Raw genomic sequence first — 25,561 nt, 5'->3', positions numbered from 1 at the left:
CATCAGGGAAAGGCTCACCTAGCTATTGCGCTCAGGATGGCAATGAAGCCAAGCATTGAAGCCTTCAGGGTCGTTCGCGCGAAGCGCTAGGAGTAGTTGCAGCAGCGCCAGGGACATCTGTGTGTCCAAGGTCATTGGTCAGGTGCAACTGCTCAAAGCACTCCCCGCTATTGATGGCAACAAACAACCTCGCCATTACTGACGGGTATGCCCAGCGAAAAGTCAGAGAATCAGTGAGTCAACAAACAGCTCAGTCACACCTTTGAGCTTGACTTGGAACTCTGCCCGACGGTCATCATCAACATTGAGTCTGAGTAAACCGTTCTTGAATCGTGCTTGACCAGCTTCCGAAAACTTGGCAGCCCCGATGAACTCAAAGGCTTGATCACCAAAGAGGTTTGGATTGGCATCGATCTGAGAGAGATCAATCAGGTCCTCTCCGACCTGGAAGTCAGTGATCTTGTCACGCGTTTTTCGTGTGACGCCTGAGTCAGTGATGGTCTCGTAGACAAAGCTGTCGCTGCCGCTGCCACCAGTGAGGATGTCCCCACCGACACCACCAATCAGAGTGTCAGCTCCTTCATCACCTTTGATCTTGTCACGACCATCATTCCCTTTGAGAATGTCTGGAGCAAAGAAGCCTCTGAGTTTGTTGTTACCAGCATTACCTTCGATAATGTTGATGAACTCATTGCCATTGCCTCTCAAGGGTTCGACACCTGTCAGGATCAGGTTGTCTTCATTACTCTGTAGTGTGTAGTTGACATCCTTGACAACTGTTGCCGGTGCAAAACTCTCTCTAAATATCTCGACATCTAAATCAAACGCAAAACCAGACAAGCTGGTGTTATCAGGCACAACAACTGTTGTGAAGTTATTATCCTGAAATGCACCACCTTCGATGCGTACAAGACTGTCAGGAAATTCAGCGCTTGTAAGCGAGTTGCCACTGAAAGCACCTCCCTTGATGACTTCAATGCCTTCAGGAATGACTACTCTTGACAGCTGATTATTTTGGAATACTCCAAGATTGATGAAGTTGTTAAATGACAGGGAGCTATCAAGGTTCAGCTCTTGCAATTGATTGTCTGCAAATGCATAGTTGCCTATGTCAATTACATTGCCGGGGATATCTATACTTGTTAGCTGATTGCCTCTAAAAGCATCGCTACCAATTCTTTCGACCGAGTTTCCGATAACAACATTAGTCAACTGGTTGTTCGCAAATGCACCATTCCATATGTCAGTTACGCTATTAGGTATGACAACAGATGACAACTGATTATCGGAAAGTCCACTAACAACGGTAACTGATTCTGGGATTTCAATACTGGTGAGTTGATTGCCATCAAGGCCCCTAACCACAGTCACGGTGTTAGGAATATCAATACTGGAAAGGTTGTTAAACAAAAAACCATCGAGAACCTTCAGCCCTGAACCAATTTCAATGCTGGTCAGTTCATTGTTGCCAAAGGCTTCGCCACCAATAGAAGTAAGACTATCAGGAAGCTTTAGATTACCGCCTAATTGTTGGTTTTCAAAAGCCTTGCTATTGATGGTTGTAATACCAGAGCCTAGATCAAGGCTTTTCAAAGTTCTATTTGATGGGTCCAAATCTAACGCCGCAAAAGCTTTGAAGCCAATTGTTTCTACGCTATCTGGAATCACTAAGGTTTCAATTTTTGTTGCAAGAAAGGCAGAGTTATCAATCAATTTTAGGCCGTTGTTTAGCCTTAGATCAACAATAGGGCTACCAGCAAAGGCGCGAAATCCGATTGTCTCAACGCTGTCGGGAATATCTACGCTTGTCAAGCGTGTAACGCCAAAAGCATCCCTTGATATCTCTTTAAGGCCTTGAGGAAGAGTGACCCGAGTTAGATCAGTAAACTCAAATGCCGCTTCGCCAATTGCCGTTACGCTATCAGGAATTACAACACTATTAATTGGTTGACTGTTAAATGCAAATGGTGCAATCTCTGTGTAGGTATCGGGAATGATTAGGTCTAGGCCTTGCCTGCGGATTAAGCCTTCAGCAATTCCGCGAGTCAAAATAGTCATACTGAATCAGCGCAGTATCATCTGCGGGTAAAGGTTGGCTTCTGGGTAAGGGGCAGCAGTTGTTGGCGCTGCTTTTGTTCCAGTGGTTCTGGTAGAACCGGGATCAGAGCTACTTTCGGCTGACTAGAGGATCTACACATCCCCCAACTGAGGGATAAACCCACCCGTTTGCAGCTATTTGCCTCCCCCAGTTGGGGGAGCAGCAAAAAACCCCGTCATTGCTGACGGGGTGAATGTTTTGTCGGGAGATCGATAGCGACAACCACGCCCCCTGCTTTCCCCTTGCAAGTCATACATGGCTCACAGCTAGAGAAATATGTTCCTTTATAAAGTCAAAACAGTTGTCGTGCAGCGGTCCTGAGCAATGTCAGAAGGAAAATGTATGCTAAAGGGCGAATTAGGGCTCAAGAGTTGTTTAAAAATTCAAAGTGTATCGGTAGGAGCACAGCAATCAGATGTCATTCATAGTTGTTTCATAAGTATTATGCGAGCATGCCTAAAGCGAAAATCCTTGCAAAATTTCTTAATATTGATGACCTCGAATCATCTTTATTCTTGATACACTTTCTAGGCGCCGGATTTGAGTCACTGAAACCTCATATCCCAAGCCTGATTACTTTAATTCTCGCAGTGCGCAACTTCACCTCAGATTCACGGCTTTTAAAATGACAGTGGAAAACTCCCCAATGAACATCGACCTTGATGAAGTATTTGAAACTTTAATCGAATTCAACACAGACATTGCTGGAGACGCTCTAGAGATTATCGGTAATATTACTGCAGAACTTTATGGTCAGCCTGCTGCACCAGGAGAAATTGAACGCCAAGCAGAACGTCTTCTTCTTGAAGCCTTTGTTCCGGGAAGGTCTATCGAAATTGCACCTTTAACCATTATTCAGGAAGGAGAGGATTTTGAATTGAATGGAACACTTATTGCACCTGTTCTTTTTAACCAAGGTGTGATCTTTGATGATAATCGATTTGGGGACAATCTACTTACTGGAGTATTCCTTAATGACGGTTTTATTGATTTTAATAGAGGCGAAGACTTTGTTATCGGAGCTACTGGAGGCATCAGCAATGGTCCCACAGGCGTGATCTCCACCGGCGACCAACTTGATTTAATCAGCGGTGCCGATTCAGGTGTAGAGAATGTAAAAGGTATCTTCAATCCTGGAGGCTTGATTGACTCAGGCAACGGTAATGATCGCATTGTCGGTAATGCTGTAGCCACTTTTGATGTTGAAGGAGTTGAAAATATCTCAGGAGGTCTTATTAAAACAGGAAGAGGTAATGATTTGATTGATGGTCAAGCAGCCGCTCTTAATGAAGCCGCTGGTATCGAGAATGACGATTTCTCAACTATTTCAACAGGCTTGGGAAATGATTTTGTCTTTGGCGTTGCTGATGATTTGACCGGTTTACTCGATGGTGGCAAGATCGCTGGAATCCTTAATAGGGACGGATCTGTCATAAGCACAGGAGGTGGTAACGATGTGATGGAAGGTGTTGCATTTGCCGATAATTCAGAGGAGGCTATTGGAGGTAGAGTTGGTGGTATCGGTAATGCATTCTCAAACATTTCGTTAGGTGCTGGTTCTGATAGGGTTACTGGTGAGGCGTTTTCAGCTGGCGAACAAATAACGTCCGGTATCATCAGCATCGGTAGCGTCGATAATCAGGCTCTTCTTAAGCTTGGAAATGGTGACGACTTTGTCCTTGGCGCAGCTATTTCAAAAGGAGGATCAGTTACAAGTGGAATCGAGCTCGAAAATTCGACAATTCAATCAAAGGGTGGTAACAATCTAATCGAAGGTGAAGCCGTTGGTGGCTTTTTTAATTCAGGTATTCTCCTTGATTCATCCAGCACGATTAAACTTGGAGCGGGTAATGATGTAGTTGCTGGATTTGCTTTTGATGGGATTGAAAGCAATCAGGGAATTACTAACTTTGGAACGATCAAGCTAGGCGGTGGTGATGATATCATCGAATCACTCGATGGTGACTTCGGCGGCGATGGCACTACAAGATTAGGTAGTGGAAATGATTTTATCCTTGGTTTTGGCACAGGCAATTTCAATGGTGGAAGAGGCATAGATATTATTAAATTGACGACAGGGATCTACGAGTTTGAAAACAACATACTTACCCGCGTCGATGGCGTCTCGATGGATCTAAGGAGTGTTGAACGCATTGCCGGCTTGGCTGATGACCAATCGCTTCTTCTTCAAGAAGGTTCTGTCTATATTGTAAATCAGAACGATATGATTGAATTAGCTTGATTCAAATTAGGAATTTTATCTTCCTATCGTTTCTATTTCCAAGCCTGCTTTTGCGGGCTATTTTTTTGGGCTCTCTTGGTTGGTGGATGGTTTACGAGTTACATTGTCTTGTTTTCACCCTCTCCCCAAGCTTTGTAAGCACACAAAAACCCCGCCATTAATGACGGGGTGAATATTTTGTCGGGAGATCGATAGCGACAACCACGCCCCTGCTTTTCCCGTGCAAAGGGTCAATCTTTGAATAATTCAGCACGGTGATAATCTAAATAAGCCTGATGCCGACCATCGAACTTATCCTCGTTAATAGCCATATCAGCACTCAAACCTAAAACATCTGGTGATACCAGCGAGCCTGATATCAGTATTACTCCATTACTCGCAAAGGACACATAGCCCTTATCAAACAACTTGTCCAAATTGGGTGTCAGCAGCAGCCCGTTATAAGGATCAAGTCTTTCATGATTTGAGCTTTTTGCCCATGGTTTGATGTGGGAGCCAATCAAGATGCTTTCAGCGTCAGTGTCCAGGTATCCAGTGACAGCGCACATATTTCCCCAGTAGTCATTGAGCTGACGGCGGAAAATACCCTGCCCAACCCTCGACTCCCGCAAAGCCAGAGAGGACGTAGTTAACACAACTTCCCTGGACTCAGCATCCCCCACGAAAACATAGGCGTGCCTCAAAAACTTTTCGTACCAATCCAGAGCGCTACTAAACATCTTTCTGCCTCTAATGTTGCGAACCACGAATTCATTGGTCCCAGATGCAAGCTCTTTTGCCTCTAGGAAAACCGATAAATCGACGACATCATAAATTGATCCTGCGAGGACGTTCTCCTCGACTGCCCATCTGGAAATAGTAGAAATCGCACCGCAGTAAGACTTGCAGCTCTTTTCAGTAAGACTGCCCTCAGCAAGCATCCACTCATAAAACTGCTGCTTCGTATCCGGGTTTTGTATAAGAGACATTTCAGTTATGGTCTCAGGAACCAATCAATCAGCCTGGCTATAGGCCTCTTCGTAGATATCACCCAGTAAGCGCCCGTTAAAAGACCAGTAAGCAGGTCCGTTGATGGGTCTTCCTGGAATGTTTCGCAGGTCTGCCGTCAATTTTGAAATTGACATCACTTCGCCTTGAAATTCCACCTTGCGCCCATCAGCAACAGTGCAAGTGGTTTGACCATCACCGATGTAGAGCAGTGTGCTGCCAACAGGTATTCCAAGTTCCAGATAGTTAATGGGTGGTCTACGTGACCGCTTCAACTTCTCAGCGCCAGCCTTGGCTTCAACATCAACCTGATTGGCTTCCTCCTGCAATGCAGGCGTCATGTCCTCAAGAGCCATTAGCTCCAGCAGTGCAATCGCCTGCTCTGGCTCAATGTCGAAAAACTCCCGACGTGGGTTGATGCGATACGGGCCGAACGCCTGGTGAAACGCACGCTCAACCTTGCTCTCGTCATCAACCCTGGCGGCATACGCGCACTCAAACGGCAGTGGTACTCCAGTCGAGTACAGCTCGTTGAGACGAGCACCCATGCCACGGGTGGTCTTTCCAATTTTCACGATGCCAGGCATGGCCGGATTCGTGAGGACGTAAACGATGCCTTCAGTCATAAATCAAGGTTGGCAACAGCCCAGGCACGGCCGCCTCCCTCAATCGGGGGATTTATTTGCTCGATTGCAGCCTCTTTTATCACCCAAAAGTTCTAGAGGCTCACCCCCAGGTGCCAACCCACCAGCCTGTCCGCCTCGTCTGTCGTGAGGATTGGGTCCATCCAGTCCACCAGCAGCTAAATAACAGCAGGCGTTCCTAGCCGTTCGATGCCTAGAGACAGCCAAGCCTTGAAGTCATCAGGCTCGTTGGCACGAAGCTCAAGGAGCAGTTCCTGCAGCAGCGCAAGCGTCATCTGAGTGTTGAAGGGCATTAGCCAGCTGCAACTGCTGAAAGCATTCCCCGCTATTGATGGCAACAAAAAACCCTGCCTTGCGACGGGGTGAATGTTTTGTCGGGAGATGGATAGCGACAATCACGCCTTATGCTTTTGGCTCGTTAGCGTTTATCGCTTTCAGCTCATCGCATAAGCATCAGGCTCCCAGGCAATGGGATCAAAACACATTCTGATCAGGGGTAAAGATGGTGTCAATAACTTTGTCGGTGGTGGTGGAGTTGTCGCCCCAGTTGATGCTGGGATCATTGAGGGCTATCTCGAAAACATTCATCTCAATAGAACCCACAAAGTTGACATAGGTGTCATCGCCCCAGTTCGTAGCGGGATCTTTGCGAAGATCGGACTCCATTTTTTCTAGATCGGATGCAGTTAGGACACCGCCACCTTGGTTTTCGTCGTAAGGGTTGGTGATGGGATCTTTGACATCTTGGAGGCCATTAGAGAGCTGATCCTGCAGCTTCCAGGTCATGAAACCGCCTTCGCTGCCGCCGTTGTCATCAGGGCCTGGGCGCCACCATTTTTCTGTTTTACCTAATTTATACGTTGCACAAATTCCTACGATTGCAATGCCACCAATTACACTTGGACTGACCGCTACTAAGCCCACGCCGCAAGCGGTATCCACCCACAATTCGTTATTAGCATCTTCAGGAGTGCTTTGATTGCTCTGTTCAGCATTGTCCGAAGTCTCTCCTCTGGCTAGCCCGTCTTGATAGCCTTCGGTATAAGCATCTACTCCAGAATCATTTTTTCCCTCTTCATATCCGGCTTCATATCCGGCATTAAGGGCAGCCCCCTCTTCCGGCGTAAATGTCATTTCTTGACCAGAACCGGAATCTGAGCCCCCTTTGCCAGCCATACCCTTGGCAAATCCGACAGCGCTGCGAAGACCCTCTTCACCAAATTGTGGTTCTTTGTGCTTACCTGCACCGCCAAGAATTGAATCACTGCTAGACAACTTGTCTCCGAAGGAAGTTTCAAGAATGGAGTGACCGCGAGTCAGTCCTGATTCTTTGAGGATGGAGTGACCGTGATCATCAAAGTTGACTTCAGCTAAGTGCTTTTCAACACTGTGATTGGTGAGGATGTCATGGTTGGTTATCTGATCCGCTAGATGCTCCGCGGAAACTGTGTGTTTGTCAGTGGGAGCTTTTGGGTAGGTGGTGACTTTGGGGAGTGTTGGGCTGTTTTTCTTGAAGGACATTTGTTTGAGTTGGTTCGTGAGTGTCGCCTGGGGTCGCCCCCTCCGATACACACACCATCTCCAGAGTCACTAGTCCCCTCGATAATCTGAGTCAAAGGTGCCTGTGATGTTCATCACAGAGGTTCAAATGCACTGCAATGACTGGGTTAGAGGCTTACCCCCAAGTGCCAACCCACCAGCCTGTCCGCCTCGTCTGTCGTGAGGATTGGGTCCATCCAGTCCACCAGCAGCTAAATAACAGCAGGCGTTCCTAGCCGTTCGATGCCTAGAGACAGCCAAGCCTTGAAGTCATCAGGCTCGTTGGCACGAAGCTCAAGGAGCAGTTCCTGCAGCAGCGCAAGCGTCATCTGAGTGTTGAAGGGCATTAGCCAGCTGCAACTGCTGAAAGCATTCCCCGCCGCCGCTTGATCTGTGCGTACGCAGCACCATTGGTTACTCACCAAAGCGAAGGAGTGCTGCCTTACTCCATCGGGCAGAGCGGCTTCAGAGTCGTCTAAACCCAATCCTCAGAGCGCCAGCATTTATTCCTGACCTCTTGCTCGTCTTCTTGTGCGGTCTCTTCACAGCAGGCTCTGATTTCGTCATCACTAATGTGGCTGTAGTCACTTGCCATCTGATTTTCATGGGGCCGGAGCTGCCACATCTGGTGAGGCACATCGATCTCACTGCGGAAAGCTCCTGGCGGTGAGCCGTGAAAGGTGGTGATGCCGTACTTCAGAAGCAGCTCATCCACCTTCAGCTTCCAGTGCACGTCCTGAAAGATTTGCTCAATGGTCGCGACTGCAGCGTCTTTTGAGATTTTGCGAACCTCGGTGAATCCACTGCATTCCTCGTACTCGCCCCAAAGCTCCTCGATTTCGGGCAAGACCGTTTCGCGCTGCATGTTGCCGACATTGCATCGGGGCGGCTCAGTGCTGTGCAGGCCGTAGGTGGTGTGCTTGAAGAGTTCCTCCACAAGAATCGCCTCGCGCCGTGGCATCACCCATTTCTTCAGGCAGCGGCTGTAGTACTTCTCCTTTCGCTTGAGCACATCCTTCGCAATGCCGACCTTCAACAGCTCGGGATGCTCTTTGACGCTGTAGAGGTAGACCTGCCAATCTGCCTCGCTCTTCGCCGCGAAAGTGAACTTCCAGTTCGCATCTACCTCCACGGCTCCTCTGCTGCGCCTGCTGATTCGCCACTCGTCAGGCGGCAACACGACTAGTTCTGCTTGACGCTCCCAACCCTCTAAGTACTCCTCAGGGGTGAGTTCGTAGAGAGCCTCAGTCGACAGGACATATTCGACGTGTTCCCGATACGCCTTATTCCTGCTGCTCGGGTTTGCCGCATCGCATGTTGTCGTGATGGTGAAGGGAAGGTCATCCCCGTCCATCCGCCGCTCTTCCGCTTTCAACTTCTCGAAGTCGGGAGCGGTCGTGGGGATGCGGACATGCCGCTTGTCGGGCGCTGCTTTTTCAGATGCTGAGTCAGCAAATAAAAGACGAGCAAGAGTACGAAACAAGGCAGCTACACCGATTTCTTTAATCCTCTGCAGGCGCTTGCAATTTCGCATCCCCCAACTGGGTGATTTCTCCACCCGATTTCATCCGTCTGCCTCCCCCAACTAAGGGAGCAATAAAAAATCCCGCCATTGCTGACGGGGATGGTGAATGCTAACTCAGGTCCTACATGGAAGTATCGAAGTCGTGATTCATTGCTCATTCGTTAATCTTTCAGTTCTGGATTGACGCCTAGGAAGCCTTTGCTCTCACACGCCTTCTGTGCAATCACATTCCGAATGTCCTCAAGAGGTCCAATATCAAGCCCCATCGTCCCCTTAGAAGCGAAGACAAGTTGGTCAGGGTTTCCATAGAATTGTCTTGCATATGGATAATTATCATCAATCATCGAATCGGGCATAATATCTACGGCTTGCTTCGTCATGCAGACAGTAGTCAGGTTAGTCAGTGACTTTTTCTCATTGACATCAGTCAAAAGAATCTTGTAGGCAATGGTTGGTGTGTAGTCTTTCCAACCATCATTGCGGCTGCGTGCATCAACAATATCTTTTAGTTCATCTGATTTCATCTTTAGTTTCTCACGATCAGCTCTAAGGCTTTCAACATCACTTTCACATTTAGGCGTCAGATCGTTAACTTTCTGTTGATATTCTATGACGTACCTTTTTGATGTTGAACTTGCATACGAACGTGACGCAAGACGTGTCCAGTCGGATAACTCCTCAGCCGCTGTCTCTAGGTCAACGCATGATTCCACAGAGTTACGATCGAGAGGCTTGGTTGATGACTTCATATCATCAAGGATGTTATCAGCAAGAATTTTAAGACGACCCTTGCTTTCAACTGGATCAATTCGGATTGTTTTCGACTTAACAACAACTCGTTCCCCAACATCATTGGTGATATCAATCGCATTACCAGCCAATGTCTTTTTAACAACTGGCGTGTTGAAAAGTACAGTTGCTGTTCCAATTACAGCTAGAGATAGACTGCCCGCAATGATTATTTGACGTTTAGTGAAATCCATAATTGTTGCGATGTTTTGTTAGGTGCTCCTAAGAGCCAAAGACCGCTCCCACCATTCCAGAACCACCCAACCCTTCACATCCCCCAACTGAGGGATTTTTCGTCGTCTCCCTCAAGTGGGGTGAGGATCAATCGTCCTCATCAACGACCAAAGCAAGTTCCGTTGGAAGCAGGAGTTAGCTCCAGAGCGCCAAACAGCCACGGACTGCTCACGATTTCTGACGCATCTACCGGGCCACGGACCCTGCCTCACTCACAGTCACGGACTGTTCAAACGTGATCCAGACGGCACTACCGCTGGAGATCGTGGTGCGAAGACGACCTACAAAAAACATATCTGGTGTTCACCTAATCGCCAAGGGGTTGACCCCAGTGCTACTTTTCAGAGGTCTAAAGAGACATCCCCGTTGAGGCGGGTCTGCGGACATTCGAACTAACTCGAACCCTTCGTACCGCCTCAAACGCGGATTGATTTCTCATGCTCAAAAAAATGAGGTCCAGCGGTTCTGCTCGCTTGAGCAGCATCATGCTGATCCCTTGCGTTGCTCTGTCAGCAATCACGCTGCACCAGAGCGAGACTCAAGCTCAATCCTTCCTGCAACGCCGCATTCAAGAGCGAATGCAAGAACGACGATTGCAAGAAGAAGCGAAGCTGACTGAAAGTCAAAAGCAGCAGCTCTTCCAAGTGAGGCGCGAATGGTTGCTCAGTAGCCATGACCAGAGGCTTGCTTTGCTCCAGTCAACACAGGCATGCCTAAAGGATGCTCAGACTTTTCAAGACGGTAAGGAGTGCAGGTCAAAGCGACGTCAAGCTGGGCGAAAGCTACTTCAAGAAGGTCGCCAAGTCGTCAATGCCGAGCGTCAGCGTTTAGGTCTTTCGCCTTTGCCTACTGACCTGCCATTTTCATTCTGATGGGAGGCAATCCTCTCTCTGATGGCATTGGTACAGACGAGAGTCAACTGGATTGGACCCCATGGTCCGTCACAGAGGACGTCGCTCTTGACGGGACTTGCTCAAAGCGAAAGCGGGCTTTTTTCAAATCAGCCTTGCCACGTCTTTTGACATTCCTAGAAAGATCCGCTCGTCATGCTCATCCCAAGCCAGCGCCATGGCACATCACCACTGGCGTTTGTACTGCGGATGAAGTCGTTGACCATGTGATGGAGATGAACTGGTCTGGTTGGTGGTTCCGCCATATGTGCAGAGCCGCCGACATCCTCAAGATCCCCTGCCCTGACCAGCGTTTCATGGATGATCAACGTCCTTGGAACAGTTGGGGGGAAGCTATTGACCTCAAGCTGGAGCACCAAAATGCTCGGCCAGATGCGGATGGTGAGGAGCTGATTTCACGTGATTGGGAGTTGCCGCCCTTTTTTCTTGGAAATCGCTTCCCTCGCAAAAAAGAGAATGTCTGCGAATGCAGCGTTCCACTCCCTGCAGAATCAGTGGCGTTGGCACAACTGGCTGAAGAAGCCAGCAAGTGTGATGACACTGAGGAGCTGACTATTCCGCCTGTTTTGTGCGGGAAGTACTTCTGAGCAGCAAGGCTTGCTCCTCCATGTCGCGCTTCTCGATTGCGTTGGCGTAGGTGGAGGTGTGGAGCGCCAGCGAGTGACCTGCTGCTCTTGCAGCTAGTCCATCGCTGAACTTCGGATCAAAGATCGAGCGGATGCACCAGCTATGCCGAACGTTCTTGTTCGAGAGCTTGGTGCTTCCGTTCCATCGCTTCTGGAGCCATTTGTTGAACATGTCGGTTTGGCTCTTGGCAGCGTCGCTGTCGTAGTCCTCGCCAGCAGAGGGTTTTCTAAACTCAGAGAAATATATCGATAGGTGTCAACTGGTCAACGCCTTTGACTAAAACTTCGAATTCAGAAAAAATATCCGCATCAATGTTGAGACTCAAGATATTGTTGGAAAAGCGTGCTTGACCAATGTCACTGAATCGCTCAGAGCCGATGAATTCAAATGATTGATTTCCGGGTGTGAAAGGGTCAGCATCAATAGAGCTGATATCAATGAAGTCAAATTGAATGTCGAAATCTGTGATCACATCACGTGTTTTTTTAGTAGTGCCTGAATCGGTAGTTGAAAAGAATTTAAACTCATCAAACCCTTTTCCACCGGTTAGTTTGTCCTTTCCACCAAGTCCGACAAGGAGGTCATTACCACCTCCGCCTTTGAGTTTATTTTTGAAGTCATTTCCCAGGAGTATGTTGTCAGAAGAATTGCCAATGCCGACAGAGTCAAATGCTATGAAGTCAAACGCAAGACCCTCGACATTTTGGGGAAGTTTATATTTACTTCTACTTGTAACAACCTGATCCAGTCCTTCGTTGGGGAGTTCGACGACGTTATCTCCCTTATCCATGACAAAGTATATATCATTGCCGCGACCCCCGGCCATTCTGTCGTCACCGAAACCTCCATCAATAACGTTGTTGCCGTTGTTGCCGATCAGAATATTGTCGAGATCGTTGCCTTCGAGATTGATGTCATTAGATCCGAATAGTTGTCGATCAAGCTCATCAGGTAGCAGCGATATGAATGGATTATTGAAGTTTGCTTGTTCATTTTCAGGAATTACGTAAGTCACGATTCAGTCAGCTAAGTCGCTGTGAGTGAAGTGGGCGAAGCCACTTTCATGCGGCTCAAGGATTTACACATCCCCCAACTGGGGGATAAATCCGCCCGATTTCAGCCATCTGTCTCCCCCGACTGGGTCAGAGGCTTACCCCCAGGTGCCAACCCACCAGCCTGTCCTGTTCTTCCACCGTCAGGAACGGGTCAAGCCAGTCCAGAAGCAGTTCCTCCACTACTGGCTCCCCTAGGTCTTGTACCCCACCAGACAGCCATCGCTTGAAGAGGTCAGGGTTATTGGCGCGTAGGGCATAGATCAGTTCCCCCATCAGGTACAGGGCAATGCGGGTGTCTTGAGGCATGGGTCAAACGTGACTGCCTTGAGTGTTCCCCGCTGTTCAGCCAACCTCAGGCGCTCAGCTCCGTCCAACTGCCTTGGCTAGGGCTTGCTCCATGCGTACATAAAGGGGCAGAAGCTTCGAGGGCACCTGCTTGAGAAACTCCCTCTCGGCTTTGACGGTTGCTAATGCGTGGATCTGCTGTCCCTTCTGATCTGTGTATGTAAAGACGTCTAGCTCTTCTGGGGAAACCTCAGCTCCAACCTTGTTCCCGTCCCTGAGCAGAAACCGCGCCACGTTCATTTGATGTTGGCTGTTGATTGTCAGATGGTTTTTGCCTGGCTGAGCCGCTGTCTGCATATCGAGATCTGAGCTCCCTAGCCAGCCTCAGGAGCCCAGCCCACTTCTTTTTGCTAGGTCGGTGCCCAGAGCTTGCATCGCTTCTTTAGGTGCTGCCCTTGCTGCAACTACTTCTGCCTGAGGTTGCAGCCCACCATCGTGTGGCAGTGCTGGTGTCTTGAGACATCGGTCCGACGTGACTGCCTTGAGTGTTCCCCGCTCTTGCAAGCAATAAAAAACCCCGCCATTGCTGACGGGGTGAATGTTTTGTCGGGAGATCGATAGCGACACCTACCCCCCCCTGCTTTTCCCGCCGGACTCGTGCCTTGTATGGCTCTCAGCCCCGCTGGACGGCGTCAGGCTTCCCAGGTTATTGGGGGGGGGGGGAGGGAGATAGGGCGTTATCGCGGTTATCAAAACAAACTCTTCAATAGAAAAAATCCCAAAAGTTTTCTGCCACGAGAGGGCGTCCCAGAGACTTGGCGAAGCTGAATCACATTGACATTCCTTACAAAAGCAATCAATTTTCAAAAAGGGCAAGATCATAATTGCCCAAACCTTGACCATGATTTATATACTTTTTATAAATTCAGTTGACACAACAATAGAAGCAATGGCATTTTGTCAACATAAAAATTACAACCAAGCAACCATGAATCAAATCATAGAGAAAACAAAATCAAGCTCCTTAACCAGACTGATCTCAGTTATCGGAATACTAGCCCTAGTAATTTTAGGGACTCGATTAATCTTAGCACCTCTTCAAGAAGTCCCATCAAGCGTAGACACTGGAATATACATGAAACTATCTCAAATATCAGAACACATACATGCTCTAAGTGCATGCATATTTGTGGTTTTGTCCATTGGCGCAATCGCTACAAAGAAGGGAGCAGAAAAACATAGAATTTATGGCAAGCTTGGAGTGCTTCTAGTGTTTTTGGCACTTCTTTCTGCTGCAGTTTTATTGCTCTACCTAGTAATACAAAATCCTTCTGGCGTTTACTCTACCCGAGTCATGATCAATGAAAATAGCGCCTTACTTTTTACAGTACTTGCTTCGGGTTCATATGGAGCATTGACAGGTTACAGATGGGCAGCGTTCCCACAGCCAAAGCTTGACCTTGACCTGGTTTCAGGAGTCTTTGCGATTTTAGGCAGTATTTTTGGTATCGCCTTAATTCCTTTTGCAGTTTTCATAGATCCCATGAATGTACAAGATATTGGTTTTCCATTAACACCATTTGCAGCTGGACTGCTTTTGTCTGGGCAAAGCGCATTGCTCGGATATTTTGGATATGACGACATTCGCGGCTTTTTTGGTAAAAATATTTCCAAGACAGAAAGAGTTGTTAAGCATACCTACAGGATAATGTCAACGGTAGGCGGCACAATTACCGCAGTAGCAATTATTCACCTGGGCCCGGTTATTATTAATTATCCAAGTCTGGTTTGGCTTCTTTACCTTGTTCCACCTTCAGCCATTTTCGCATTGACTATTTACTTGAAAAAAAGTTATTTATCTGCAGCAAACAGTTAGTTGATTTTTCATCACGATCCTGGAAGGTTGGACAGCGCCATGATGATTGCCTCCTTGCTGAGAACCTACCGCCTGAACCGACTGATCAATGACAAGTCAATGGGATAGAAGACCTGCTAAGGATACCAACAGCGGAAGCTGGAGGAGCGTCATCTGATCGATCAGAAGATTCGTCAACGGTTGGCGGAGAACAAGCAGTAGAGGCGCTATCGGTCAGAGCACCGATGGCGTGCTGGATGAGTAGCATTCACCCCGCCGTTGCTGGCGGGGTGAATGTTTTGCCGGGAGATCGATAGCGACACCTACGCCCCCTGCTTTTCCCTTGCGGGTTTTGTATGGCTTTCAGCCCCTCGTTCTAGGCATCAAGCTCCTTACATAATCTGAGAATGAAGGTGTGATTAGCTTCTGATCTTTAGATTGCTACACCTGTTAAGAATCCAGAGTCCGCACCTAACGCAAGATATGAAATGGATTCTGTAGTGTGATAAATCTCTCTATCGCGAGACTGTTCTTCGGCGATCAAGGCTGTAAAGCCATTGGCGTTCACTGATCGGATTCTTGAGTTAGCTGTATCTCTACCATCAAAGGAATCAAGTTTGGTCAGCAAGGTTGGCGTGGAGGAAAAGCTTGTATCAAAGGAGTGCGTCGCAGATTTATGGGTAAACCTGTCAGCTGTTACGCCACCTTCAATGATGGTGTCTCCATCGGTTGCACTACCCTGCTCAATTGCAAGCCAGCCAATTGATTCAGTGACATGACCTCCGCCATTAAGCCTCTCTTCCTCCTGCATCATCACTTGGAATGAATCGCCTGTGATGTTGTCAGTCCGAGTGGTCACCCAATCACTTCCGTAAAAGGTTTGAGTCTGAGACAACACTGCGAGGGAGTCATCAGATCCGAATGCATCGTCGAAAGAGACGGTTTCACGACCTTTAGTGGATAGCTTATTTGTGCTCAAGGAACCCGCTTCTAGCTTGGTCCCATCTGATAGCTCCCAGGTTCCTTCCTCAACAACCATGTAAGAGATCGTTTCATTTGTGTGGTAGCCATCTTTGTAGTTAGGTTCTTGAAGCCTGATTTGGAAGGAGTTAGAATCAATGTTCCGCAGCCTCACAACAGCAGGATCTCCACCCCGACGTGTTGGGTCTGATGCAATGACAACTGGATTCACATAGTTTCCTGAAAGCTGAATTTCTTGCCATTGATGGTTGACTAAAGCCGAGCTATATTCAGCGAATTGATTATCGTCATTGGCTTCAGCATTGGGAGCCTTAATCACATACCTTGCATAACCCAGCTCTTCTCCGTATTCAGGATTCCAGATGTCTGCCGCAACGGTCAGCGTTGAATCCATAAACGAACCATTTGCAACATTTTTCCCAGATTCGTCAATAACTATCTCATCGATTGATGTGTATGGGTTGTCTTGGATTACTTCATCGGTGATTCTTTTTAGCTCACCTGTTTCTAGATTGTAAGCAAGAATTGCGTTTGCTTCATAGCCAGGCAGGAACTCTTTTTCTGGCATTTGAAAACCATCCATATCGCCAGCATGAGCCTGCCAAGCGATTACATTTTTATCGTTAGATGCAAAATCAGCAGTGGCTACAGGCTCCCAGCCAGCCTTCGTACCAGAAGGTAGCAGATATTTATCTGGAACAATAATCGTCGTTTGACCGCTTACAAGATCATGCTCAAAGAATGAGTATGAATCATTATTCCTTCCCCACTTGTCAATGCTGAGCTTCTCTCCGGTTTCAATATCAATTACATCGTCTATAACGTCATGTGCGCTGCCAAATAACTTGTTCCCGACTAGTTGAATTCCAGACATGGGAAGGTCAAGATACCAATCTTCGTACAGGCTGTCATCGTATCCTGGAAAGATGTCTTTGGCGGACAGAACGAATTGCTGTCCACTCTCTAGATTTGCCACTGCGACATTATTGTGAGAGGAATATCGCTCTCCTAGACCAGAGATATCATCGGTAATGAGCCATTTGTCATTAGCAAGAAAAATATCAATGCCACCGTCGTACCCGTATTCTTCAGTTCCTTCGATTGTTGTTAGTTTATTGGTTGCTGTATTGAACGAAAACGCCCTGCCCCAGTCGTCCTGCCAGGCAACGGCATTTCTCGAAACATGCAATCTGTTTTGGTGGTCAAGATTATTATCGAAGATATCTCCAGCGCCTGGAACAGTAAATATATGCTGCTCGCCTGAATCAAGCTCATTAATGACTACTGTATTGTCAGAAATTCCATTTGTTGAAACAATCGTTGCCAAATTATTTCCAGCATACTGGTGTTCTCCGATTTGGTCATACTCGCCATCAGACGTAAAGTCTTTAGGAATGTAAACGGATGAAGCGCCGATATATTTTGATTCGCTCGCGTCATACTTAAGAACTGATTCTCCAATTAAATCTGGATTGGCATCATTGGGTTGACTGATCCATGTATAATATAATTGGGTGAATACATCTTCTCCGTTTGTTACGGGTCTATAGGCGTTTTTCCATGAATGGATTATATCAAAATCGAGATTTTTGAACTCTTCTACCGAGTAACTAAAGTAATCTATGTTTTGAATGCCTTTTGAGAGGTGTCTAGTTTCTCCTGTCTCTACATTAAACGAAAACACTTGTGAATCATTGAATTCGTGTGATGATGAATAACCATATGATGTACCCTCAGCCCAAGTAAGCAATCCTTGATTGAGATCAAAAGATGATACTAGTGCTCCATACTTGCCGATTGCGTTAAATGTGTTCGCGTAAATGTCTTTGCTTGAAGCCGTTTCGATAAAAACTCTTTCTTCAATCATTTGTCTAATGGATTGTGAGGCTCTCGCCCCGTGAACACACCATCGCCGTTCTCGTCGGAAAGCACTTCCCCCATCCGAGCGATTGTTTTGCCCGATTTCAGGGGTCTCTTTCCCCCAGTCGAGCTAGAGGCTCACTTCCAGGCGTCTGCCATCAAGACGTGATAGGAGAGCGGGCGAGGGAACCCGCTTTAGTTCATCTCCCTGAGCGGTTGAGTCAGTGCTCGCGCCAATCGCATCCTCGGCGAAACGAGAACCATTCCCGCTAGTTCTTAATGCTTAAAAGTGCTCTCTGCTACCCGCAGTGGGGTCTTCGCTAGGGCACAGTTGAAATGCGAGAGCGGTTGCTCTCAATGCGTCACGACAGATGGGTGGGCTGAGGGGCTTACCCCTCTTTTTGATTGTGACTTCTAGTGATTGAGATGGACTGGGCTCCATTAGCTGTCTAGAGGCTCACGCCTAGGTGCCAACCCACCAGCCTGTCCGCTTCGTCTGTCGTGAAGATTGGGTCCATCCTGTCCAGCAGGCAGTCAGGTACGTCAGTCAGCGCCGTACATCTCGCCCACTAGCTCCTCCATTACCGCCAGAGCCTCTAGGTCTGCCAACGTCTTCTGCGCCTGAGCCACCATCACTCGTCCGTGCGGAGCGCACTCAGCCACGAGAGCAGCACCCTCAGATGCCTCAACCTTCACGCGCTCTATGCAGGCTTTGATGCGGTCGCTTAAGCGGCGCCGGGAGTTGATGGCAGCAAAGGTGGCCCGTCTTGAGGCGAGTTGTTCTGAGGGTGATCAGCGGAGTTGCCTGACGTTGCAGCAGATGGCTGCACCAAAAGCGTCTCGAGATGCTGGACGGTTTCGGTCAGAACTGCACAGGAAGGCTCAGCAGACTGAATGAACCCGAAAGAGCAGGATGACCTTCACCCGTGAGGTGTCGCTACAGACGTTGGCGGTTCTGGATCAAGCCGAGACGGACATCGATCAGCTGATGGGATCCGGCCAGCCCGAGAAAGTGGCGGCGGCTTTTGGGTTCCTGCTTCGTTTGCTGTCCTGCAGCTCAAAACGCCTTCAGGCGGGCATGGCATTGGATCTGCACGACGGGGCTGACCAACTGCCTCCAAGGCAGCCGGACACGGGACAAGAAAGTGGACAAAACCGCTAAATCCTTGTCCACTTTGACCCTATTTCTGTCCACCCCCAAAATCCCCCAATCGGACAACCCCTTGGTATGACGAGGAAAAGCGCTGCTACAACTGGACAAAAGGCTGCCTTCTAAGCAGTCGGTCGATGGTTCGAATCCATCAGGGGGCGTCAGTTACACAAAAGGATCTCAGGATTTCCAAGGTCCCTTTTTTAATGCGCAAGGGCATCTGCACTCACCTTGCCCTCACCCAGCTTTTCCCGGAGTCGTACTGCATTCGCACTCACCTACCTGGCAGGGAAGGCAAAGCAGCCCTCATGGGTGCTCCGTTTGCGGGGTGCCTGCCCCATGGGTTGGTCCGCTCGAAATATGCGCGGCAAGATTTTCTGCGCGTGACTTCTGGCGCCGGAGGGCCAACGCTTCGACCATGACGCTACCGCTTGCCTGGGCCGCAGACACCGTGTCCGAAGAGGGCAACTGCTGAAAGCATTCCCCGCTCTAAGAGGGCAATTACAAACTCCACCAATGCTCGCGGGGTGAAGCGTGACTCAAGCCATTAATTGTCACATTAGACACTGCATCCCCTGCCAATTTCCGGTGTAGAAATAATCACTACATTCAACCCAACAGTTGCACTGCTGTACAGGGCAAAACACACTCGTTTCTGGTGCCATTGGGACAAGTTGTGGTGCTCCAGGCATTGGGCAGCAGGTTCACGTCAGTCAGGTTCGCATCAGTCAAATATACGCAACTCAAGAATCCATTGGATTCATACAGAGAGAGCCTTGATTCCAAACCAAAACAAGCAAATGGAATACGCTAGGTTTACAAACTTGCTTCCGTATCTGGGATTTGTGGCTTCCTTTAGCTCAAGAAGGTGTAAGACCGCCGCCTGCAACATATAAATGCCGACAAGTAAGATCAATGCTCCGAGGGCTTGTGCATCCCATCCTTGGATCAGTCCAACGATTGCTACCACACCCCACGCGAGATTTGCGAAACCAACTTCAAGCTGAAAGTCGTTTCGGTGTCCATAGACCCAGCCCATGCGCACCGCATCACTTCTGTGAAAGACGGCATGCCGAACAAAGGACAACAGACCTACGCCGCCGACAGCCCACGCTGATATCCATTGAGTAGAAGCGCCAACATCTCCAGAACCAATGGAGTTAAAAGCATTCCAGAATCCAATGCCTCCAACCATCCATGATAGCTGTAATAACACCTTGGAAATTCTTGGGTTGCTCGACAAAGCCATTAGAATTTTGCTTAAACCCTTTCATTGTCACTTATTAAGTTTGAGTTGTCACACTTGCTGATGACGCTGTCCCTTGACCAACAAAAACCCCGCCATTACTGACGGGGTGAATGCTTTTCGGGAGATCGATAGCGACAACCCACGCCCCCTGCTTTCCCCTTTCGGGTCTTGTATTGCTCTCAGCCCCGCTTTCATGGCTTCAGGCTTCCCGACGAAGTTGATCAATAGTTGCGGAAGCGAATAGAGCCATAACCACCATTGGAATTTCTAAAGTTGTAACCACCGCCTCCACGATTGGTAAAAATACTGCTGTTGCCATAGTTGTCACGGACTCGGAATCCATTAGTACGCTGTTGGAATGTATAAGTGCGATTTCCGTAATACTGCGCAGATGCAGGAGTAGTGCTGGCAATAAGTGCAGTACCAGCGATTGCAGCAGCAGCGATTGCGTTGAAGAGTTTCCTTTGAGTTTGGAGTAGTGGAGGTCGTCCCTCCGATGTATTCACCATCGCCGTTCTCACTAAAAAGCACCTCCCCCAACTAAGGAATTTATTTGCCCGATTTCAGCCGTCTGCCTCCCCCAACTGGGTCAGAGGATGACTCCTAGGTGCCAACCCACCAGCCTGTCCGCTTCGTCTGTCGTGAGGATTGGGTCCATCCAGACCACCATCGCTCAATGACAGCAACCTTTCCAAGCCGTTCGATGCCTAGAGATAGCCATGCCTTGAAGACATCAGGGTCATTGCACGCGCTAGGAGCAGTTCCTGCAGCAGCGAAAGGGGCACCTGAGGTCGATGGGCATGGTTCAGATGAAACTCCAGAGAGCATTCCCGCGCTGAAGGAACTTCAGAGTTGTTCCAGTGGACAGGGTCACTGGCTTAAGGAATACCCCTTCCGTGAACATCATGATCAAGCCACCTTCACGTGGCGTTTGTAGCCCTGAAGCCGCAAGCCGTGCTGGGTGCCTTGCGGATGTGGTGCTGGTTGGGGCTTTGCCGCATCTGAGCAAATGCGCATTGGCAGGATGGGCAGGTTTTCCCGTAGCGAAATTGAGAGACAAAAAGTGCTATCTGATACTTCAACTGCTGTTCAACGATGGCCATGGTTAGATCAGTTCACGGACTGATCAAATGGATCTCAAACGCAAGAGCTGCCAAGAATTAAACAATCAACTGGCTGTCTACAGAGAGTCTCACAACACAAACGGAACAGATGCTGTCTTACGTCAGATGGCCCACGAACACTGCCCCATTCAAACGCCCGGCTTATCGCGCTGACCACACTCCTGGGGCTGTCTGAAGGTCTTTCTGGATCAGTGCACTGCTCGACGTCAGCACTCCGTAGCGTGGCTTGGACTGCTGACTGAGTGAAAAAAGGACGTCTTGCGTTCCACCAACAAAAACCCCGCCATTGATGACGGGGTGGTGTCCGTGAGGTTTTGTCGGGAGATCGATAGCGACACCACAACGCCCCCTGCTTTCCCCTTTCGGGTCTTGTATTGCTCTCATCCCCGCTTTCATGGCATCAGGCTTCCCCAAAAAGGTGATCGGTGGAGTTGCTTGGGCCTGCAGCAGATGCTCGCTATGGAGGGAGCTCGAGGTGCTGACCAATTCCGATCAGAGCTGCACCGGCGGGGTTGACGCTCAATTCCCCCATCCGATCCGAGGGGTCTGCCCATCGACGTGAACTAGATACCTGGCGTACCAGGCCGATGAATCGATTCGTTCTGAGGTATTAAGCGTTCAGGTTGTCGTTGCCTCGGATCCTGACCATCCCGCCAGGGAGTGAACAATAGGAAATTTCCTGCTACTAGCCCTGCCGTTACGATCACAGCGGCTAGCTGTTCCAGCTGTTCGACATCCATCTCTGCATTCTCGCGCTCACCTGTGCTGTTCCTTCGGGAGATGTCCCAATAACTTGACCACTGGAGCCCTCGGCAGACTAAGAGGGGGCGTTAGGGGGAGTAGCTGGCCGCATCGCTCCTGCGAGTCCTGATGGGTGGCCCGCAAAACATTCAAGGGAGAAATCATGGACAGGTCTGTTCGGCAACGCCGGGTTATGGATGCAGCAGAAGCCCAGGCCCTGGCCATCGCGGATGCGAACCTGAAGCCGAGCGAAATGCTCGACGCGGGTGCAGCCCTGAGTCGAAAGAGCCGCGCCCTCTCAAGCCGCTCTGTTGCGATAGATCAGTGACGTGGAACGACCTACTGGGTGAAAAGTGATCCGTTACCGACCAAATCCATTCGAACATCTGGAGAAGCCAGGTCGTAGGCGGTGAACTTTCACGTTTCGTGTGTTCGGTCCCTTGGCGGTTTTCACCATCACGGCCAGGTCAGTTGGCTGGCGATAGTTTCTACTCCTTCAATCAGCCTCAAATGTCTACCGAAGTTCGCAACTGGGACATCGTCGCAAAGGCAATGGAAGCAGCTGGTGCCACATCAAGCCAGATGTACGTCCGCGCCAAAGCATTGGCTTCAGGCAAGCTCGATCCAATGCCCACAAGCTTGCCTGAAGCGCCGTACAGCATTTCCGCTGTAGCTGGCTGATTTTGGTATCCAACCCGACTTAATCCGAGTGGAGACCATAGTTGGCCATTGCTGACCAGCAGAAGATCGTGCAGTTCAAACCTGATACTCCAACGGCACACGGGGAATGGGTAATCCTGCGGACATTTCACTGGGGGCCGCCGGATTACCCAATTCCCCCGTCACTCAAAGGGTGGGGAAGGCGCATCCCCCAAACGGCCCAAATTCGTTCTCTTGAAGTCAACCAAAGTGATCACTTAGCGGTATTGATGGCAAGCACCCTGTTCAAATAGCCCTCTTCCAAAAAAAGAACCAGTCAAACAGGCTTTCCGCAGCTTGTCGTTTGCTGCATCAAGCGAGCCACGTTCGTTGGCAATCTGCGGTGTCGGTTCACTCACGGCTAGGGTTCCACCAATGCAACCCGTAATCACCACGATTCCAACGAAGGCAGCCATCAGGGACATCGCTCTCATAGTGCTATTTCATCTGTATTCACCTTCGCTGTTCTCGCCTGAATGCACTTCCCCCAACTGGGGGATTTCTCCACCCGATTTCAGCCAATTGCCCCTTTCCCCATTTAGATGTTGAGATTTCTTGACTACTACCCAGTGAATGAATTGTACAGATGTGGAACCATAGGCCTCTATGGGGGTTTGGGACTTTCTTGAGGACAAGGATCTGAGGAGCTTTAGGGGATCCTGTATCTACATGACCTGTCAACAATTCACCTATGGAGTGAATCAGCACTGCTAAATCATGGTTGTCTGCAATCTGCGCCAGAGACGGCTGCAGCAGGATAAAGATCCTACGAAGCGCTGCAACCAGTGGACTCCGACTTGGCGTCAGGACGTGGGATGAGCTCCATCTCTCCATAGCGCTGAACCAAGGGGCAGAACTCGGCGAATAGGGGCTCATTGATATCGAAAGAGGCAAACTGCTCGGCTTTTGCCAGGCAGCACTCCAGCCCGCAGGATCGACTCATATATTGAGTACAGGTCATGGGCTTACTCCACAACGATTCCATCTTCTGCGCGATTGTTGGTGTGGCGATGAGCGCAGCATGTGATTTTACTAAATATCAGATGAGAAACTCACCTTCCAACTGAAGTTTGCCAGCGCCATTTTTGACAAGAGCCAGTGCGTCTAATTGCTGAACAATGAGAATATCCCGTCCGAGCACAATAAGATCAACATCTGAAGAAATTACCCCTAAGAAGATACGATCCTTTCTATCAGTGAAGTCTTCGATGATGTCGTAACCATCGCCTGTGGTGACTTCAAAGATGTCCCTACCTTCTCCACCCCAAAGTTGATCAATACCTTTATCGCCTTTTAATTTATCTTTTCCATTTCCACCAAATAATTTGTCGTCCCCGCTGCCACCAAACAACTTGTCATTACCTCCCTCTCCAGACAAAACATCACCACCTCCAAGACCAGTTAATTTATCATTACCATCTTCTCCATTAAGAATATTGGCAAACCTATTACCCTTGATTTTGTCATTACCAGCCCCCCCATTTACATTTTCAATAGAAATCAACTGATCAACACCATCACCAGTGACCTGAAGCGCTGCATTGCGGAGGTCAACTCGATTCTTCGCCTCCGTAAATTGAGCAGTATCGTTACCTTCTCCACCATCAATAAAGTCATCTCCGAGCTTCCCGAAAACAAAGTCATTAGCAGCTCCACCAATTAGAGCATTGTCAAAATTATCACCTATCAAGCCATCGCCAAAAATCAATTCTACGCTGGGATCAAATGCATCACCAGCAACCATAGTGACGCTATCGGGGATGACAACTCTGGTTAGCTGATTATTTGCAAATGCTCTAGCACCAATTCGAGTAACGCTATCGGGGATGATAAGGCTAGACAGTTGATTATTTCTAAATGCATCCAAGCCAATAGAAGTGACGCCATTGCCAATGACAGCGCTTGTCAATAGATTGTCTGAAAATGCATTGCCAGCAATGGAAGCAACGCTATCGGGGATGACAACGCTAGTGAGTTGATTATTTCTAAATGCATCGAAGCCAATAGAAGTGACGCCATTGCCAATGACAACGCTTGTCAATAGATTACCTGCAAATGCATTGCCACCAATGGAAGCAACGCTATCGGGGATAACAACGCTAGTGAGTTGATTATTTCTAAATGCATCGAAGCCAATAGAAGTGACGCCATTGCCAATGACAACACTTGTCAATAGATTATCTGCAAATGCATTACCAGCAATGGAAGCAACGCTATCGGGGATAACAACGCTAGTGAGTTGATTATTTCTAAATGCATCGAAGTCAATAGAAGTGACGCCATTGCCAATGACAACGTTAGTCAATAGATTGTCTGAAAATGCATTGCCACCAATGGAAGTAACGCTATCGGGGATGACAACGCTAGTGAGTTGATTATTTCTAAATGCATCGATGCCAATAGAAGTGACGCCATTGCCAATGACAACGTTAGTCAATAGATTGTCTGAAAATGCATTGCCACCAATGGAAGTAACGCTATCGGGGATGACAACGCTAGTGAGTTGATTATTTCTAAATGCATCGATGCCAATAGAAGTGACGCCATTGCCAATGACAACGTTAGTCAATAGATTGTCTGAAAATGCATTGCCACCAATGGAAATAACGCTATCGGGGATGACAACGCTAGTGAGTTGATTGTTTCTAAATGCATCGATGCCAATAGAAGTGACGCCATTGCCAATGACAACGCTTGTCAATAGATCGTCTAAAAACGCACTACTACCAATGGAAGTGACACTATCGGAGATGACAAGACTTTGAGTGCCACTTAGCCAAAAAGCCTGTGAGTCGATAAAAGTAAAGCTGCTTGGACTTAACATATCTAGACTCTTCTCTTCAATCAAATTATAAGCCTCAATATTAGTGACTCTGCCATAAAGAAATCGGTTTGTGTTGAGCAGAGGAAATAAGTCGCGAGACCTGAGATCAATGCGACGCAGTCTGCAAGCGATAAAGTAGCTC

At 48.5% G+C, this 25,561-nt stretch carries 26 protein-coding genes and 1 tRNA gene; 8 read left to right on the top strand and 19 right to left on the bottom strand.

The genetic code is table 11. The annotated features are described in order from the left end of the window. Positions 1-222: 222 nt before the first annotated feature. Entirely contained in the window at positions 223-2,058 is a 1,836-nt protein-coding gene (locus WH7805_RS13980) for a leucine-rich repeat protein (RefSeq protein ID WP_071933716.1), read from the bottom strand. 686 nt (positions 2,059-2,744) lie between these two features. Here WH7805_RS13980 and WH7805_RS12245 point away from each other — a divergent pair. Then, positions 2,745-4,340: a hypothetical protein gene (locus WH7805_RS12245; protein WP_006043444.1), complete on the top strand. Its 1,596-nt coding sequence runs from the start codon at positions 2,745-2,747 to the stop codon at positions 4,338-4,340. A 230-nt stretch (positions 4,341-4,570) separates the two neighbouring features. Here the strand turns inward: WH7805_RS12245 and WH7805_RS12240 are convergent, their stop codons facing one another. From WH7805_RS12240 to WH7805_RS12210, 7 genes are all read right to left on the bottom strand, one after another. Beyond that, positions 4,571-5,332 (bottom strand): HNH endonuclease, encoded by a 762-nt coding sequence (locus WH7805_RS12240; protein WP_156783713.1) that lies wholly within the window; start codon positions 5,330-5,332, stop codon positions 4,571-4,573. Next, positions 5,333-5,953 carry a GIY-YIG nuclease family protein gene (locus WH7805_RS12235; protein ID WP_006043442.1) on the bottom strand — a complete coding sequence of 207 codons (621 nt, stop codon included), beginning with the start codon at positions 5,951-5,953 and terminating at the stop codon, positions 5,333-5,335. A gap of 176 nt (positions 5,954-6,129) precedes the next feature. Then, positions 6,130-6,264 (bottom strand): hypothetical protein, encoded by a 135-nt coding sequence (locus tag WH7805_RS15125; protein WP_006043440.1) that lies wholly within the window; start codon positions 6,262-6,264, stop codon positions 6,130-6,132. Positions 6,265-6,445: 181 nt separating this feature from the next. Continuing rightward, the gene (locus tag WH7805_RS12225; protein ID WP_006043441.1) at positions 6,446-7,492 is read right to left on the bottom strand and encodes a hypothetical protein; all 1,047 of its coding nucleotides are present in this window, start codon (positions 7,490-7,492) and stop codon (positions 6,446-6,448) included. Positions 7,493-7,722: 230 nt separating this feature from the next. Next, complete coding sequence (locus WH7805_RS15120; protein WP_006043440.1) at positions 7,723-7,857, bottom strand: hypothetical protein; 135 nt, start codon at positions 7,855-7,857, stop codon at positions 7,723-7,725. 128 nt (positions 7,858-7,985) lie between these two features. Then, on the bottom strand, positions 7,986-8,993 hold the full coding sequence (locus WH7805_RS12215; protein WP_156783712.1) for a hypothetical protein: 1,008 nt from the start codon (positions 8,991-8,993) through the stop codon (positions 7,986-7,988). Between the two features lie 203 nt (positions 8,994-9,196). Next, the gene (locus tag WH7805_RS12210; protein ID WP_006043438.1) at positions 9,197-10,018 is read right to left on the bottom strand and encodes a hypothetical protein; all 822 of its coding nucleotides are present in this window, start codon (positions 10,016-10,018) and stop codon (positions 9,197-9,199) included. A 513-nt stretch (positions 10,019-10,531) separates the two neighbouring features. Here WH7805_RS12210 and WH7805_RS12205 point away from each other — a divergent pair. Beyond that, positions 10,532-10,930, top strand: coding sequence for a hypothetical protein (locus tag WH7805_RS12205; RefSeq protein WP_156783711.1), 399 nt, complete (start codon positions 10,532-10,534; stop codon positions 10,928-10,930). Positions 10,931-11,265: 335 nt separating this feature from the next. Beyond that, positions 11,266-11,556 carry a hypothetical protein gene (locus WH7805_RS14575; RefSeq protein WP_156783710.1) on the top strand — a complete coding sequence of 97 codons (291 nt, stop codon included), beginning with the start codon at positions 11,266-11,268 and terminating at the stop codon, positions 11,554-11,556. Here WH7805_RS14575 and WH7805_RS14570 read toward each other — a convergent pair. The 4 genes from WH7805_RS14570 to WH7805_RS12185 form a co-directional block, all read right to left on the bottom strand. Beyond that, entirely contained in the window at positions 11,522-11,767 is a 246-nt protein-coding gene (locus WH7805_RS14570; protein ID WP_156783709.1) for a hypothetical protein, read from the bottom strand. The two genes, WH7805_RS14575 and WH7805_RS14570, sit on opposite strands and share 35 nt — an antisense overlap. A 61-nt stretch (positions 11,768-11,828) precedes the next feature. Then, the gene (locus tag WH7805_RS12195) at positions 11,829-12,611 is read right to left on the bottom strand and encodes a hypothetical protein (RefSeq protein ID WP_006043435.1); all 783 of its coding nucleotides are present in this window, start codon (positions 12,609-12,611) and stop codon (positions 11,829-11,831) included. A gap of 127 nt (positions 12,612-12,738) precedes the next feature. Further along, positions 12,739-12,957, bottom strand: coding sequence for a hypothetical protein (locus tag WH7805_RS12190; RefSeq protein ID WP_006043434.1), 219 nt, complete (start codon positions 12,955-12,957; stop codon positions 12,739-12,741). Between the two features lie 54 nt (positions 12,958-13,011). Further along, positions 13,012-13,236 (bottom strand): hypothetical protein, encoded by a 225-nt coding sequence (locus WH7805_RS12185; RefSeq protein WP_156783708.1) that lies wholly within the window; start codon positions 13,234-13,236, stop codon positions 13,012-13,014. Positions 13,237-13,831: 595 nt separating this feature from the next. On the opposite strand from WH7805_RS12185, the gene WH7805_RS14565 reads away from it, so the two are divergent. After that, on the top strand, positions 13,832-14,812 hold the full coding sequence (locus tag WH7805_RS14565; protein ID WP_156783707.1) for a hypothetical protein: 981 nt from the start codon (positions 13,832-13,834) through the stop codon (positions 14,810-14,812). 412 nt (positions 14,813-15,224) lie between these two features. On the opposite strand, the gene WH7805_RS12180 is transcribed toward WH7805_RS14565, so the two are convergent. Next, positions 15,225-17,639: a hypothetical protein gene (locus WH7805_RS12180; RefSeq protein ID WP_156783706.1), complete on the bottom strand. Its 2,415-nt coding sequence runs from the start codon at positions 17,637-17,639 to the stop codon at positions 15,225-15,227. A 536-nt stretch (positions 17,640-18,175) separates the two neighbouring features. Then, on the bottom strand, positions 18,176-18,328 hold the full coding sequence (locus tag WH7805_RS14560) for a hypothetical protein (RefSeq protein WP_006043430.1): 153 nt from the start codon (positions 18,326-18,328) through the stop codon (positions 18,176-18,178). Positions 18,329-18,545: 217 nt separating this feature from the next. On the opposite strand from WH7805_RS14560, the gene WH7805_RS12165 reads away from it, so the two are divergent. Both WH7805_RS12165 and WH7805_RS12160 read left to right on the top strand, forming a co-directional pair. After that, on the top strand, positions 18,546-18,794 hold the full coding sequence (locus tag WH7805_RS12165; RefSeq protein ID WP_006043428.1) for a hypothetical protein: 249 nt from the start codon (positions 18,546-18,548) through the stop codon (positions 18,792-18,794). Between the two features lie 84 nt (positions 18,795-18,878). Next, positions 18,879-18,943 (top strand) — tRNA-Ser (locus tag WH7805_RS12160). A 599-nt stretch (positions 18,944-19,542) separates the two neighbouring features. On the opposite strand, the gene WH7805_RS14555 is transcribed toward WH7805_RS12160, so the two are convergent. Further along, positions 19,543-20,031, bottom strand: coding sequence for a DUF6790 family protein (locus tag WH7805_RS14555; protein ID WP_156783705.1), 489 nt, complete (start codon positions 20,029-20,031; stop codon positions 19,543-19,545). Between the two features lie 221 nt (positions 20,032-20,252). Then, positions 20,253-20,540 carry a hypothetical protein gene (locus WH7805_RS15025; protein WP_232199011.1) on the bottom strand — a complete coding sequence of 96 codons (288 nt, stop codon included), beginning with the start codon at positions 20,538-20,540 and terminating at the stop codon, positions 20,253-20,255. A 1,519-nt stretch (positions 20,541-22,059) separates the two neighbouring features. Between WH7805_RS15025 and WH7805_RS12140 the strand changes: the two genes are divergently transcribed. After that, complete coding sequence (locus tag WH7805_RS12140) at positions 22,060-22,224, top strand: hypothetical protein (RefSeq protein ID WP_156783703.1); 165 nt, start codon at positions 22,060-22,062, stop codon at positions 22,222-22,224. Positions 22,225-22,406: 182 nt separating this feature from the next. Continuing rightward, the gene (locus WH7805_RS14795) at positions 22,407-22,577 is read left to right on the top strand and encodes a hypothetical protein (RefSeq protein WP_006043424.1); all 171 of its coding nucleotides are present in this window, start codon (positions 22,407-22,409) and stop codon (positions 22,575-22,577) included. Positions 22,578-22,813: 236 nt separating this feature from the next. Here the strand turns inward: WH7805_RS14795 and WH7805_RS14545 are convergent, their stop codons facing one another. The 3 genes from WH7805_RS14545 to WH7805_RS13615 form a co-directional block, all read right to left on the bottom strand. Further along, the gene (locus WH7805_RS14545) at positions 22,814-23,011 is read right to left on the bottom strand and encodes a hypothetical protein (RefSeq protein ID WP_156783702.1); all 198 of its coding nucleotides are present in this window, start codon (positions 23,009-23,011) and stop codon (positions 22,814-22,816) included. A 350-nt stretch (positions 23,012-23,361) separates the two neighbouring features. Further along, positions 23,362-23,556 (bottom strand): hypothetical protein, encoded by a 195-nt coding sequence (locus WH7805_RS14540; protein ID WP_198005755.1) that lies wholly within the window; start codon positions 23,554-23,556, stop codon positions 23,362-23,364. Positions 23,557-23,634: 78 nt separating this feature from the next. Then, positions 23,635-25,419, bottom strand: coding sequence for a leucine-rich repeat protein (locus tag WH7805_RS13615; RefSeq protein ID WP_006043421.1), 1,785 nt, complete (start codon positions 25,417-25,419; stop codon positions 23,635-23,637). Positions 25,420-25,561: the final 142 nt, after the last annotated feature.

Source organism: Synechococcus sp. WH 7805 (assembly GCF_000153285.1).
GTDB lineage: Bacteria > Cyanobacteriota > Cyanobacteriia > PCC-6307 > Cyanobiaceae > Synechococcus_C.
The sequence above is the reverse complement of the archived record's forward strand: the minus strand, read 5'-3'. Positions and strand labels throughout refer to the sequence as shown.